The organism is Thiobacillus sp., assembly GCF_013693775.1.
Taxonomy (GTDB): Bacteria; Pseudomonadota; Gammaproteobacteria; order Burkholderiales; family Thiobacillaceae; genus Thiobacillus.
In genome coordinates, this window is sequence record NZ_CP059257.1 from 361,944 (window position 1) to 375,077 (window position 13,134).

At 62.9% G+C, this 13,134-nt stretch carries 14 protein-coding genes and 1 tRNA gene; 12 read left to right on the plus strand and 3 right to left on the minus strand.

Annotated elements, in window-relative coordinates; translation table 11 throughout:
- The first annotated feature begins 158 nt into the window (after positions 1-158).
- The 10 genes from thrS to HZY77_RS01840 all read left to right on the plus strand — a co-directional run bounded on the left by thrS (position 159) and on the right by HZY77_RS01840 (position 8,581).
- A complete protein-coding gene (thrS, locus tag HZY77_RS01795) occupies positions 159-2,072 on the plus strand; it encodes a threonine--tRNA ligase (RefSeq protein ID WP_296818153.1) in 1,914 nt (637 codons plus the stop codon).
- Between the two features lie 118 nt (positions 2,073-2,190).
- Complete coding sequence (gene infC, locus HZY77_RS01800) at positions 2,191-2,715, plus strand: translation initiation factor IF-3 (RefSeq protein WP_296820778.1); 525 nt, start codon at positions 2,191-2,193, stop codon at positions 2,713-2,715.
- A gap of 156 nt (positions 2,716-2,871) precedes the next feature.
- Positions 2,872-3,069 carry a 50S ribosomal protein L35 gene (rpmI, locus tag HZY77_RS01805; protein ID WP_296631552.1) on the plus strand — a complete coding sequence of 66 codons (198 nt, stop codon included), beginning with the start codon at positions 2,872-2,874 and terminating at the stop codon, positions 3,067-3,069.
- A gap of 12 nt (positions 3,070-3,081) precedes the next feature.
- Entirely contained in the window at positions 3,082-3,441 is a 360-nt protein-coding gene (gene rplT / locus HZY77_RS01810) for a 50S ribosomal protein L20 (RefSeq protein WP_296818156.1), read from the plus strand.
- A 167-nt stretch (positions 3,442-3,608) separates the two neighbouring features.
- Positions 3,609-4,628 (plus strand): phenylalanine--tRNA ligase subunit alpha, encoded by a 1,020-nt coding sequence (gene pheS, locus HZY77_RS01815; RefSeq protein WP_296818158.1) that lies wholly within the window; start codon positions 3,609-3,611, stop codon positions 4,626-4,628.
- A 16-nt stretch (positions 4,629-4,644) separates the two neighbouring features.
- Positions 4,645-6,990 carry a phenylalanine--tRNA ligase subunit beta gene (gene pheT / locus HZY77_RS01820; protein WP_296818160.1) on the plus strand — a complete coding sequence of 782 codons (2,346 nt, stop codon included), beginning with the start codon at positions 4,645-4,647 and terminating at the stop codon, positions 6,988-6,990.
- 91 nt (positions 6,991-7,081) lie between these two features.
- Positions 7,082-7,393: an integration host factor subunit alpha gene (locus HZY77_RS01825; RefSeq protein WP_018508200.1), complete on the plus strand. Its 312-nt coding sequence runs from the start codon at positions 7,082-7,084 to the stop codon at positions 7,391-7,393.
- Positions 7,371-7,739 carry a MerR family transcriptional regulator gene (locus tag HZY77_RS01830; protein ID WP_296818162.1) on the plus strand — a complete coding sequence of 123 codons (369 nt, stop codon included), beginning with the start codon at positions 7,371-7,373 and terminating at the stop codon, positions 7,737-7,739. Before HZY77_RS01825 ends, HZY77_RS01830 begins: the two co-directional genes overlap by 23 nt.
- Positions 7,740-7,786: 47 nt before the next feature.
- Positions 7,787-7,862 (plus strand) — tRNA-Pro (locus tag HZY77_RS01835).
- 134 nt (positions 7,863-7,996) lie between these two features.
- Positions 7,997-8,581 (plus strand): Fe-Mn family superoxide dismutase, encoded by a 585-nt coding sequence (locus tag HZY77_RS01840; RefSeq protein WP_296818164.1) that lies wholly within the window; start codon positions 7,997-7,999, stop codon positions 8,579-8,581.
- A 50-nt stretch (positions 8,582-8,631) separates the two neighbouring features.
- Here HZY77_RS01840 and HZY77_RS01845 read toward each other — a convergent pair whose 3' ends face one another.
- Positions 8,632-9,315 (minus strand): DUF6499 domain-containing protein, encoded by a 684-nt coding sequence (locus tag HZY77_RS01845; protein WP_296818166.1) that lies wholly within the window; start codon positions 9,313-9,315, stop codon positions 8,632-8,634.
- A gap of 1 nt (position 9,316) precedes the next feature.
- Positions 9,317-9,664 carry a hypothetical protein gene (locus HZY77_RS01850; RefSeq protein WP_296818168.1) on the minus strand — a complete coding sequence of 116 codons (348 nt, stop codon included), beginning with the start codon at positions 9,662-9,664 and terminating at the stop codon, positions 9,317-9,319.
- 79 nt (positions 9,665-9,743) lie between these two features.
- Here HZY77_RS01850 and HZY77_RS01855 point away from each other — a divergent pair, with 79 nt between their 5' ends.
- The gene (locus HZY77_RS01855) at positions 9,744-10,091 is read left to right on the plus strand and encodes a hypothetical protein (protein WP_296818170.1); all 348 of its coding nucleotides are present in this window, start codon (positions 9,744-9,746) and stop codon (positions 10,089-10,091) included.
- On the opposite strand, the gene HZY77_RS01860 is transcribed toward HZY77_RS01855, so the two are convergent.
- Positions 10,034-11,500 carry a protein adenylyltransferase SelO gene (locus tag HZY77_RS01860; RefSeq protein ID WP_296818172.1) on the minus strand — a complete coding sequence of 489 codons (1,467 nt, stop codon included), beginning with the start codon at positions 11,498-11,500 and terminating at the stop codon, positions 10,034-10,036. The genes HZY77_RS01855 and HZY77_RS01860 overlap by 58 nt on opposite strands.
- Before the next feature lie 345 nt (positions 11,501-11,845).
- Here HZY77_RS01860 and HZY77_RS01865 point away from each other — a divergent pair, with 345 nt between their 5' ends.
- Positions 11,846-13,027 (plus strand): MFS transporter, encoded by a 1,182-nt coding sequence (locus HZY77_RS01865; protein WP_296818174.1) that lies wholly within the window; start codon positions 11,846-11,848, stop codon positions 13,025-13,027.
- Positions 13,028-13,134 lie beyond the last annotated feature (107 nt).

Sequence of the window (13,134 nt, forward strand, 5' to 3'; positions counted from 1 at the left end):
CTGAACTGCCCACGGAGGTTGCGAAATGTCACCGCGAACTAGTCAGGCTGTCACTGGATAACAAACCGGCGCATAGCTGTTCGCAGGAAACTGCAATCTTCAAACTGTAGTATCCAAAAGCGCGGCCGGTCCGCGCTTTTTCGTTTCTGGAGTCTGAAATGGTCAACGTCACGCTTCCCGATGGTTCGGTCCGCCCGTTCGANGGGCCGGTCACGGTCGCGCAGGTCGCCTCCAGCATCGGCGCCGGGCTCGCCAAGGCCGCGCTCGCCGGCAAGGTCAATGGCAAGCTGGTCGATACCAGCCACCTGATCGACGCGGACGCGCAGCTCGCCATCGTCACCGCCAAGGACGCGGAGGCGCTCGACCTGATCCGCCACGACGCGGCGCACATCATGGCGCAGGCGGTGCAGGAGCTCTACCCGGGCACTCAGGTGACGATCGGCCCGTCGATCGAGGATGGCTTCTACTATGACTTTGCGCGCGAGCAGCCTTTCACGCCGGAGGATCTGGTGGCGATCGAAAAGCGCATGGACGAGATCGTCAAGCGCGATCTGCCGATCCAGCGCGAGGTGTGGGAGCGCGAGGCCGCGAAGAAGGCATTTGCCGAACTCGGCGAGACCTACAAGGTGCAGATCATCGAGGATGTGATCCCGCCCGGCGAGGAGCTTTCCATTTACCGCCAGGGCGACTGGTTCGACGTCTGCCGCGGCCCGCACTTGCCGTCCACCGGCAAGCTGCCGCGCGCGTTCAAGCTGATGAAGCTGGCCGGCGCCTACTGGCGCGGCGATTCGAAGAACGCGATGCTGCAGCGCATCTACGGCACCGCGTGGGCGAAGAAGGAAGACCTCGAGGCCTATCTGCACCGCCTGGAAGAGGCCGAGAAGCGCGACCACCGTCGGTTGGCCAAGCAGCTCGACCTGCTGCACATACAGGACGAGGCGCCGGGCATGGTGTTCTGGCATCCCAAGGGCTGGATCGTGTGGCAGCAGATCGAGCAGTACATGCGGCAGAAGTTCGTCGAATACGGCTACCAGGAAGTTCGCACCCCGGCGGTGATGGACCGCAGCCTGTGGGAGAAATCCGGCCACTGGGACAACTACCGCGACAACATGTTCACCACCGCGTCGGAGAACCGCGATTACGCGGTCAAGCCGATGAATTGTCCGGGCCACGTGCAGATCTTCAACAGCGGCCTGCATTCCTACCGCGACCTGCCGCTGCGCCTCGCCGAATTCGGCTCGTGTCACAGGAACGAGCCGTCGGGCGCGCTGCACGGCATCATGCGCGTGCGCGGCTTCACCCAGGACGACGCGCATATCTTCTGTACTGAAGATCAGATCGAGGCGGAAGTAGCGGACTTCATCGTCATGCTACAGAAGGTCTACGCCGATTTCGGCTTCAACGACGTGCTGGTCAAGCTGTCGACCCGGCCGGACAAGCGCGTCGGCTCGGACGAGAGCTGGGACAAGGCTGAAGCCGCACTGGCGGCGGCGCTCGACAAGAACAAGCTGGCCTATGACCTGCAGCCGGGCGAGGGCGCGTTCTACGGGCCCAAGATCGAGTTCACGCTGAAGGACACGCTCGGCCGCCTGTGGCAGTGCGGCACCATCCAGCTCGACTTCAACCTGCCGGTGCGCCTCGGCGCCGAGTTCGTCGACGAGGACAACAGCCGCAAGCCGCCGGTGATGCTGCATCGCGCCATCCTCGGCTCGATGGAGCGCTTCATCGGCATCCTGATCGAGCACCACGCCGGCAACTTCCCGCTGTGGCTGGCGCCGGTGCAGGTCATGGTCCTCAATATCAGCGAGCGCCAGGCCGAATATGCCCAAAAAGTCGTGCAGGCGCTGCGCGAGGCGGGCATCCGCGCGGTGTCGGACTTGAGTAATAACAAGATTACCTATAAAATTCGGGAACATAGCTTGCAGAAGCTGCCTTACCAGGTGGTCGTCGGCGACAAGGAAATGGAGACCGGAGTGGTCGCCGTCCGTGCCCGTGGCAACCAGGATCTGGGGCAGCTCGGTTTGAATGACTTGATTGCGCGCCTGAAAGCGGAAACGCTGGCGCGCCAGTAACAGCGGTCAAACAAGGCGTCGGGACCTCCGTGATCGGGAACAGCCCCACGCCTTCTTTAATTGGTTTGACCTTTTTGCCTCGGCGCCTGGCGTCAGGTTTTTATTTGGAGAACGGCTCATCGCGACAGAAAAGAAGCAGACACGCATCAATGGTGAAATTACAGCCCCGGAGGTGCGGTTGGTCGGTGTGGAAGGCGAGCAGCTCGGAATCGTGAAGATCTACGATGCGCTGCGTCAGGCAGAGGATGCCGATCTTGATCTGGTGGAAATTGCGCCGACGGCCCAGCCGCCCGTGTGCAAGATCATGGACTACGGCAAGTTCAAGTACCAGGAAAGCAAGAAGCAGCACGAAGCCAAGCTGAAGCAGAAGCAGGTCCAGATCAAGGAAATCAAATTTCGTCCGGGTACGGACGAAGGCGATTACCAGATCAAGCTTCGCAACCTCATCAAGTTTCTTGAAGAAGGCGATAAGACAAAGATTACATTGCGTTTTCGGGGCCGCGAAATGGCCCACCAGGAAATCGGCATGGCGCAGTTGCGACGTGTGTCGAACGACTTGGCCGAACTCGCGGTGGTCGAGCAGTTCCCGAAGATGGAGGGTCGCCAGCTGGTGATGATGCTGGCGCCCAAGAAGAAGGGTTAAGGAATATTTTGATTGCATTCACTTGAGTACAAGTGAATATGAGACTGGCGTTTCTCAGGCCTCTTGGGTCAAAAACGCCAACAATACGTGCAGTCGGGTAGGTGAAGCATTCCGCGCCGCGGGATCACCTGACCGCATGAAATAAAAGGAAGCAACATGCCTAAGATGAAAAGCAAGAGCGGCGCCGCCAAGCGGTTCCGCGCGCTGGGCGGCGGCGGATTCAAGCGCTCGCATGCATTCATGCGTCACATTCTCACCAAGAAGAGCACCAAGCGTAAGCGCCAGTTGCGCGGCATGGAAACGGTCAATGCCAGCAACCACAAGTCGGTTGCCCGCATGTTGCCCTACGCATAAAGGAGAGAAAGCATGCCACGCGTCAAACGGGGCGTAACCGCCCGCGCCAGCCACAANAANATCCTCGATGCCGCCAAAGGCTATCGCGGTCGTCGCAAGAACGTATTCCGCGTCGCCAACGAAGCGGTGATGAAGGCCGGTCAGTATCAGTACCGCGACCGTCGTCAGCGCAAGCGCCAGTTCCGCGCACTGTGGATTGCCCGTATCAACGCCGCGTCGCGTCAGCACGGCCTGACCTACAGCGTGTTCATGAACGGCCTGTCCCGTGCCGAGATCGGCATTGACCGCAAGGTGTTGTCCGACATCGCGATCTTCGACAAGGATGCCTTTGCCAAGATCGTCGATCAGGTCAAGGCCAAGCTCGCTGCGTAAGCGGCATCGAAACAACAAGAAAAGGCCGCAAGGCCTTTTTTGTTGGTGCTGTCCTAAAGCAAAATGTTTATCCATGAAGAGCACGAAGAGTTGCGAATATCTGATTGTTTTTATTCGTGAATTGCATGTCCTTCGTGGACAAGTTTGAGATTTTCCAGATAACCGCCATGCGCAATCCCAACGAAATCGTTGCCGACGCTCTTAACGCGATTCACGCTTCNCCTGATCTGTCGAATCTGGAACAGGTGAAGGCGACCTATCTGGGCAAGAGCGGCCAGCTGACCGAGCTGCTGAAAAGCCTGGGTGCGATGCCCGCCGAGGAGCGCAAGACCGCCGGCGCACGCATCAATGAAGCCAAGCAGGCGGTGGAAGCGGCGCTCAAGGACCGTCGTGAAGCCTTGCAGCAAGCCGAACTGGACCGCCAGCTGGCGGCCGAAACGCTGGACGTGACGCTGGCGGGACGGGGGCTGGCGCGAGGCGGTTTGCATCCGGTGTCGCGCACGCTGGCACGCATCCAGGCACTGTTCCGCTCGATCGGCTTCGAGGTGGCGACCGGACCCGAGATCGAGACCGATTTCTACAACTTCACCGCGCTCAACATCCCGGAAGACCACCCGGCACGCGCGATGCACGACACCTTCTACCTGCAGAGCGGCGAGCTGCTGCGCACCCACACCTCGCCGGTGCAGGTGCGCTACATGCAGACGCACCAGCCGCCGCTGCGCATCATCGCGCCAGGCCGCGTTTACCGCTGCGATTCCGATGTCACGCACACNCCCATGTTCCACCAAGTCGAAGGCCTGTGGGTCGACGAGTCGGTGTCGTTCGCCGACCTCAAGGGCGTGCTCGCCGACTTCATGCGCAACTTCTTCGAGCGCGACGACCTGCCGGTACGCTTCCGTCCCTCGTTCTTCCCGTTCACCGAGCCGTCGGCCGAAATGGACATCGGCTGCGTGATGTGCGGTGGCGAAGGCTGCCGCGTGTGCTCGCACACCGGCTGGTTGGAAGTGCTGGGCTGCGGCATGGTGCATCCGAATGTGTTCAGGCATGTCGACATCGATACCGAGCGTTTCGTCGGCTTCGCGTTCGGTCTGGGCGTCGAGCGCCTCGCGATGCTGCGCTACGGCGTCGACGATCTGCGATTGTTNTTTGAAAACGATCTTCGCTTCCTTAAACAATTCAACTAATTAGAGCGCATTCATCATGCAATTTCCTGAATCCTGGCTGCGCAATCTCGTCAACCCTGCGCTTGATACCGCGCAACTTGCCCATGTCGTGACCATGGCAGGTCTGGAAGTCGAAGCGCTGACGCCTGCTGCGCCGCCGTTCAGCAACGTGGTGGTGGCTGAAATCCTGTCGGCGGACAAGCATCCCGATGCCGACCGCCTGCGCGTGTGCCAGGTCGATGTCGGCGAAGCGTCGCCCGTGACCATCGTATGCGGTGCGCCGAATGCGGCGGCCGGGCTCAAGGTACCCTGCGCCCGGCCCGGAGCGATCCTGCCGGGAATCGAAATCAAGGTCGCCAAGGTGCGCGGCGTCGAGTCGTTCGGCATGTTGTGTTCGACCAAGGAATTGGGGCTTGAAGGCGCGGCGGACGGCTTGATGGTGCTGCCGGAGGATGCGCCGGTGGGCGAAGATTTCCGCGGCTGGCTCAATCTGGACGACACCCTCATCACGCTCAAGCTCACGCCCAACCGGGCGGACTGTCTGTCGATGCAGGGCTTGGCGCGGGAAGTCGGCGCGATCACCGGGGCCGACGTACGCCTGCCCCAGATCCAGGCAGTCGACACACGCATCCAGGACACGGTGCCGATCCAGGTATCGGCCAGCGACGCCTGTCCGCTGTATCTGGGGCGGGTGGTGCGCGGGATCGATGCGCAGGCGCCTACGCCGCGCTGGATGGCCGAGCGCCTCGAACGCAGCGGCATCCGGCCACTGCTGGCGCCGGTCGACATCACGAACTACGTGTTGCTCGAACTCGGCCAGCCGATGCATGCGTTTGCCCTGTCGCGCCTCGATGGGGGCATCGAGGTGCGCATGGCGCGTGCGGGCGAGCAATTGGAATTGCTGAACGGCCAGACGGCCGAACTCGCTCCCGACATGCTGGTGATCGCCGACGCCAGCGGTCCGGTGGCGTTGGCCGGCATCATGGGCGGACTGCCGACCAGTGTCGAGAAATTTACGGTCGATGTCTTCCTCGAGGCCGCATTCTTCGCGCCGACGGCGATCGCCGGCCGTGCGCGCCGGCTGGGCCTGTCCACCGATTCATCGCACCGTTTCGAACGCGGCGTCGATTTCGGCGCAACCCGGCGGGCGATGGAGCGTGCGACGGAATTGCTGATCGACATCTGCGGGGGCCAGGCCGGCCCGATCACCGAGGCAGTGGCCGAACTGCCGCAGCGGCAGCCGATCACGCTGCGGCTGGCGCGACTGAAGCGCGTGGCCGGCATCGAAATGGAGGCCGATCAGGTAGCGCGNGGGCTCGCTGCACTCGGCGCACACATCGAGCGCCAGGAGGATTGTCTCGTCGTCACTCCGCCGAGTTTCCGCTTCGACCTCGCGATCGAGGAAGACCTGATCGAGGAGGCGGTGCGCCTGTTCGGCTACGACAACATTCCGGCGCAGCCACCCGCTGCGCCTTCGCGCATGCTGCCGCAGGACGAAACCGTGCTGGGCGATGACGCCCTGCGCCAGATGCTGGTCGACCTGGATTACCAGGAAGTCATCACCTACAGCTTCGTCGATCCGGCATGGGAAACGGCGCTCGACGCCGATGCCCGTCCGTTGCCGCTGGCCAACCCGATCGCCAGTCAGCTGTCGGCGATGCGCACCACCCTGTGGGGCGGCTTGATCGAGACCTTGCGCCACAACCTCAACCGCCAGCAGGAGCGGGTGCGCATCTTCGAACTGGGACGGGTGTATACGTCGCAGATCAAGCAGCCCATGAAGCTGGGCGGCTTGGCTTATGGCGACGGGTTGCCCGAACAATGGGGCGCGCCGTCGCGCCGGGTCGATTTCTTTGACCTCAAGGGCGATCTTGAGCGCATCTTCGGCCACCCGCTCGATACCCGGCGTGGCACCCATTCCGCGCTCCACCCGGGGCAGAGCGCCGAGATATGGATTGATGGCCGGGCCGTCGGCTGGATCGGCGCACTGCACCCGCGACTGGTGCAGGCCTTCGACTTGCCCGCTGTACCGATGCTGTTCGAGCTCGACAGCCAGGTGCTCAGCCAGCGCGCTCTGCCGCGCCATGCGAGCCTGTCGCGTTTCCCGCTGGTACGACGAGATCTGGCGTTCGTGCTGGATGCCCATACCCCGGCAGGTGAGTTGCTGACCGCCTTGCGCGAGGTTGCGCCGGGCAGCGTGCAATCGATCGAGGTATTCGACGATTACCGTGGGAAGGGTGTGGCGGAAAACCANAAAAGCCTTGCTATACGGGTAGTTATGCAAGATACTGAACGCACATTGACGGATCAGGATGTAGAGGATGCTGTACAGAAACTGGTCAGTGCCGCGCTTCGTCAGTGCAATGCCGCATTGCGTGCCTGACGCAAAATGTCGTTGTGCGTGCCTGATACCCCATCTTGTGGCGCGTACTTGACGCGATTTCCCATCAGACATCCCAGATAAACATATACGTATGACCACCCTTACCAAAGCTGATCTGGCCGAACTGTTGTTCGAAAAAGTGGGTTTGAACAAACGCGAGGCGAAGGATGTCGTCGAGTCGTTTTTCGATGAAATCCGCTTGGCGCTCGAAAAAGGCGACATCGTCAAACTGTCCGGTTTCGGCAACTTCCAGTGCCGCGAGAAGCCGCAGCGTCCGGGACGCAATCCCAAAACCGGCGAGGAAATGCCGATCTCCGCGCGTCGCGTGGTGACCTTCCACGCCAGCCAGAAACTCAAATCGCAAGTCGAAGGCGCCCAAATTGGAACGCCCAACGCGGAGTGAACTTCCGCCGATCCCGGCCAAACGCTATTTCACCATCGGTGAAGTATCCGAACTATGTGCCGTCAAGGCGCACGTGCTGCGTTATTGGGAACAGGAATTCACCCAGTTGCGCCCGGTCAAGCGGCGCGGTAATCGACGTTATTACCAGCACCACGAAGTCCTGCTGATCCGCCGCATCCGCGAACTACTGTACGAAGAGGGTTTCACTATCAGCGGTGCACGGCAGCGCCTAGAGCATGATGCCGATACGGTCACCGAATCCGTAACCGCTTCCTCGCCGGAACCCTCGCTGGACGCCGGCAAATTGCGCGCCGAAATCAGCGCCATTCTGAAAATATTGGGTTGACGGGCTTCCGCCTCATGCTGCACCTCTGTTAGAATCTTGGGCTTCGTCGGGGCGTAGCGCAGCCTGGTAGCGCACCTGCATGGGGTGCAGGGGTCGGAAGTTCGAATCTTCTCGCCCCGACCAACAAATCAAGGAATCGGGGTCGGTCATGCCGGCCCTTTTTCTTTACGACGGCAGAAACCCTGTTGTCGTTGCGGCATCTGCAATGTTCGGTAGAGGCACTATATTTACCGTTTGTTCAATATCAGGAGAAAGCTATGGAACACACCTTGCCCGCACTGCCCTTTGCCATGGATGCGCTCGCACCGCACATGTCCAAGGAAACCTTCGAATACCACTATGCCAAGCACCATCAGGCCTACGTGACCAATCTCAACAACCTGATCAAGGGCACCGACTTCGAGAACAAGTCGCTCGAAGACATCGTCAAGAGCAGNCCTGCCGGCGGCGTCTACAACAACGCAGCCCAGGTGTGGAACCACACCTTCTTCTGGAACTGCCTGACCCCCAATGGCGGCGGCGCACCCGCCGGCGCACTGGCCGACGCCATCAACAAGAAGTGGGGCTCGCTGGACGAGTTCAAGAAGGCCTTCCAGACCAGCGCCGTGGGCAACTTCGGTTCCGGCTGGACCTGGCTGGTGAAGAAGGCCGACGGTTCGGTCGACATCGTCAACATGGGCGCCGCCGGCACGCCGCTGACCACCGGCGACAAGGCCCTGCTGTGCATCGACGTGTGGGAGCATGCCTACTACATCGACTACCGTAACCTGCGTCCCAAGTTCGTCGAGACCTTCCTCGGCAATCTGGTGAACTGGAAGTTTGCCGAGGCGAATTTCGCCTAAGCTCGCTTCGTAACAGGCTGCAAACCGGACCGGGGCATGACGCCCCGGTTTTATTTTGCGTTCGCGCCGACATCCGCCAGTCGCAGGATATCCAGGTAGCCGCTCTGCGTCATTGCCTGGGCTTCGCGCAGGTCATCAAGATTGCCTTCCGGCGGCATATCACCGTCCAGCACCCGCAGCATGCGTATCCAGCGTGCGCACTGATTCGCCACGGTCTTCGGCGCTAGGATGCCCTGTCTGCGCAGTTCGGCGGCGCGGCCGACGAGGCGGAATTTGGCCGCTTCCAGTTGCGGCGGTAGCGGCAGTGAAAGGTCGAAGCTGATGTCCAGCCGACAGACCTCGTCAACGTGCGGCGCAGGCTGTAGCGGCGGACGCCACGACAGTTCGTCGGCGCCAGGTGGCGTGCCGCGCTCGGGGTCGAGCGGGAATTTGTAGAATCCCCATTTGGCGCCCATCCAGCATTCGAGCAGCACACGTTCGTCTTCCACTACGCACAGCTCGCCGGTGGGAGCGGCGAGGTCGACGTCGCCGGGCAGGGGGCCGTAGGCGCGCGGGTCCTGCTTCCAGCGCGGGAAATCGCGATTGGGCGGGGCGCCATAGTCGGCTTCGAGCGCGTGCCACAACGTGATGAAGCGGCGGTAATCGGCCCGGTAGTCGGGATTGCGACGCAGGAATTCCCATGCCCACTGGTCGCGCGTCAGGACGGCGCAATACGCGTAGGCATCGGTCCCCATGTCAGACCGGCAGGAACACCATGCTGGTGAGATTGACGACGCCGAAGCGGATTGCGCGGTTGCTTTTGTCCTCGACGATCCGGGCCAACGTGTCCTGGTTGCCGATGAGTTTGCCGAATTCGCGTTCGAAGCTGAGATTGGTCACGCCGTTACCGTCGGTACCGTTGGACAGCAGCAAGGGTTCGTTGCGCGCGTTCCGGGCCGTCGCCAGTTTCCAGGCCACGGCCTCGGTGTTGCGTGCGGCGTTGTAGAGTTTCTGTGCGTCGACGCCGCTCAGCAGATAAAACTCGGTGCGGTGGTCGAACGCCGCCATATGCATCACCAGCAGTCCGTCCATCAGCGCCTTCACCCGGTCTCCCGTAATCCTCGCGCCAGGCATCGCGCAGGCTGGCCTGCCAGTCGAGATCCTTTTGCGGGGACAGGTACCAATGGGACAAGGGCTTGAACAGGGTTTCGGTCGCCTCGCCGGCGCTGGCGTATCCGGATTTCCGCCATTCGCCCGGATTGCGACGGTAGAGTTTGAAGGTCAGTATCTTGAGGCTGGCCAGGGCGGCCTGCTGATGGATCTCGATGACCTCGTCGACGTCGCTCTTGGCCAGATCGCGCAGGCTGAAACTGCGTACGCTGCTGCTACCGTCCTTGCGCTGGATGGCCGAACTGCTGCAGGCGCCGAGCAGGAGTGCGGTCAACAGGGAGGCGGACAGGGCAGCGAGTCGGTTCACGACGAACAGCTTACCTCAATCTTCCTCGCCCAATCGGGCGGCTCGGCAGCGTAGGCTTCGTGTTCCGGCTGCTCGTCGAACGGACGGGCCAGCAGCGTATGCAGGCGGTCGACCTCGCTGTAGTCGCGTTCGTCCGCCGCCCGGCGTATGGCGATCTCGGCCAGATGGTTGCGCAGGATGTACTTGGGGTTGACCGCGCGCATCGCCTGGCGACGTGCCGCGTCGCTGGAGCCCAGCTGGCGCAGGGCGGCGGCATAGCGTGCCGCCCAGGCGTCGAAGCCCGCACGGTCGAGGAAGAGGTCGCGCAGCGGTGTATNTGATGCATCGATCGCGCTGTCGAAGTCGCACAGGCGGCGCAGGAAGATCGTGTAGTCGATCCGGTTCTGCGCCAGCAGTTGTAGCGCGTCCATCACGAGAGAAGCAGTATCGCCTCCCGGCGGCAGGCCAAACTTGGCGGCCATGCGTTCGAGGTAGGCCTTGCCGAATGCCTGGGGATATTCGCTGATCGCGCCGGATGCGGTTTCCACCGACATCAGCGGCACCAGCGCCTGCGCCAGCTTGGTGATGTTCCACGCCGCGACGTCGGGCTGCTGGTCGAAGGCGTAGCGGCCGCCGGTATCGGAGTGGTTGCAGACGTAGCCGGGCTCGAAGGCGTCGAGAAAACCGAACGGACCATAGTCGAGCGTCAAGCCAAGGATGGACATGTTGTCGGTGTTCATCACGCCGTGCGAGAAGCCGACCGCCTGCCATTGCGCCATCAGATCAGCCGTGCGCAAGCTCACCTGGCGCAGGAATTCGGGGTAGGGATTGGCGAGATCCTTCAGGTCCGGATAATAGCGTTCGATCACGTAGTCGGCCAGCTGCTTGATCGGCTCGACCTGATTGCGGTAGTAGAACACCTCGAAGGAACCGAAGCGTACGAAGCTTGGCGCCAGGCGCGTGACCAGCGCTGCAGTCTCCTCGTCTTCGCGGTAGACCGGGCGGTCGCTGCCGATAATGGCGAGCGCGCGGGTGGTGGGGATGCCGAGCGCGTGCATCGCTTCGGAACACAGGAACTCGCGGATGCTCGAACGCAGCACCGCGCGGCCATCGCCGCCGCGCGAGTAGGGGGTACGGCCGGCGCCCTTGAGCTGCACTTCCCAGCCTTCGCCTGCCGCATTCCGCACTTCGCCCAGCAGGATCGCGCGGCCGTCGCCGAGTTGCGGCACGTAGTGGCCGAACTGGTGCCCGGCGTAGAGCGCGGCCACGGGTTCCATGCCCGGCAGCACGCGGTTTCCGGCCAGGGTTTCGATCAGTTCGGGGTGGCGGATGGCGTCGGCGTCCAGATCCAGAAGATCGAGCGCGTCCGGGCTGTGGCAGACGAGGTAGGGGTCGGGCACGGGCGTGGCCTGCACGCGCGAATAAAAGGCGTCGGGCAGTGCGGCGAAGCCGTTGTCGAAGGTGAGGTCGCGATGGGAAGGCATGCGCCGATTGTAAAGGCCTGCCGCGCGCCTGCCACCCGGTTGCCCGCATGGTTACCCCGGAGGATACACACGCAAAACGTCATGGCGCGTCGCCCGGGCACGTCATGCGGGTTGGCGGCTTGTACGCTAGTATGCTTTCCTCTCCGCGCGGCTGCCGTCGAGGCCGTGCTGGATCGCGCCGCGTACGGCAAGCCTGGCCGGCCGCGCCGGCATTATTTTGTTCGAGACTGTACATGCCCGACCCTTTCAGTTCGTTCTCTCTGACCGCCCCATCATTGCACCGGGTGTGGCCGGACACCGGCACCGCGCTCACCTGGCTTCATGGCAATGCTGCATAGCCCCCGCATGTCCATTCTGCTGTGGCTGGTCACGGTGGTGGTGGTCACGCTGAACCTGCGCCCATTTCTCACCGCCATCGGCCCGCTGAGTCCGGCCATCCAGGCGCAGACCGGCATGGGTCTGGAAGCGCTGGCCTGGCTCACGCTGCTGCCCATGGCCCTGATCGGCGCGGGAACCTGGCTGACGCCCGCCGTGCAGCAGCGTCTGGGCGTGCGGCCGGCGATGATGCTGGCGCTGGCGTTCATCGCTCTGGGCTGCGTACTCCGTCTGGCCGGTAGCGTGTCCGCCGTGTTGATCGCCACTGCTGCCCTGTGCGGTGTCGGCGTGGCACTGGTACAGGGCATGCTGCCGGGCTTGATCAAGTTCCACACACCCCGCCATGTGGCGCCCATGATNGGGGTCTACTCGGCTGCGCTGATGAGCGGCGGCGCGCTGGGCGCGCAGTTCTCGCCGCTGGCGATGCAATGGGGGCTGAGCTGGCAGGGGGCGCTCGCACTATGGGTCTGGCCGGTGCTGCTGGCGCTGTGGCTGGCCTGGACCACGCTGGGCGCCATGCCGCTGCCTTCGGCTGCGCGGCGGACTGGCAGCGATACGGCCTGGCTGCTGCGTCGTCGCCGCACCTGGCTGCTCATGCTGGCCTTCGGCTTGATGAACGGTGGCTACGCCACGATGGTGGCCTGGCTTGCGCCGTATTACCAGGAGCAGGGCTGGAGCGCGACGCACAGCGGCCTGCTCGTAGCCGTGGTGTCGGTGGCGCAGGCCGTGGCAGCGCTCGCTTTCCCGACGCTGGTTGCGCGCCATCTGGATCGCCGGCCCTGGATCTGGCTCACGCTGGCCTGCCAGGCCGTAGGCTTTGCCGCCTTGGCCTGGCGGCCCGACGCGGCGCCCATGACCGCAGCCGTGGTGCTGGGCGTGGGGATCGGCGGTTGCTTCGCCCTGTTCATGGTGGTGGCGCTGGATCACCTGCACCATCCCTTGCGGGCCGGCGCGCTCAACGCGCTGATGCAAGGCGGCGGATTCATGCTGACCGCGCTGGCGCCCTGGGTGATGGCACGGCTGCACCAGGCCACCGGCGGTTTTCATGCGGGCTGGCTGGCGCAGTTCGGCGCGGTGCTGGTGGTGGCGCTGCTGGTGGCACGGTTCAAACCCGGACACTACGACGAGGCGATGCGGCCGCCCGCTGGATAGCACCAAGCCGCTTGCCGAAGACGAAGCCGGTACGGCCAGCATGCTCGATTGCCGGGGAAGGTTGCTGTGCTCCGGCGACTACGCTCGGTTTCCAAGGGGTGGCGAAC

What these genes read in the sequence shown, in the direction of transcription:
- HZY77_RS01855 (WP_296818170.1), top strand. Translation starts at nt 9,744, where the DNA reads ATGGGACAAGGGCTTGAACAGGGTTTCGGTCGCCTCGCCGGCGCTGGC.
- rpmI (WP_296631552.1), top strand. Translation starts at nt 2,872, where the DNA reads ATGCCTAAGATGAAAAGCAAGAGCGGCGCCGCCAAGCGGTTCCGCGCG.
- HZY77_RS01845 (WP_296818166.1), bottom strand. Translation starts at nt 9,315, where the DNA reads ATGGGGACCGATGCCTACGCGTATTGCGCCGTCCTGACGCGCGACCAG.
- HZY77_RS01825 (WP_018508200.1), top strand. Translation starts at nt 7,082, where the DNA reads ATGACCACCCTTACCAAAGCTGATCTGGCCGAACTGTTGTTCGAAAAA.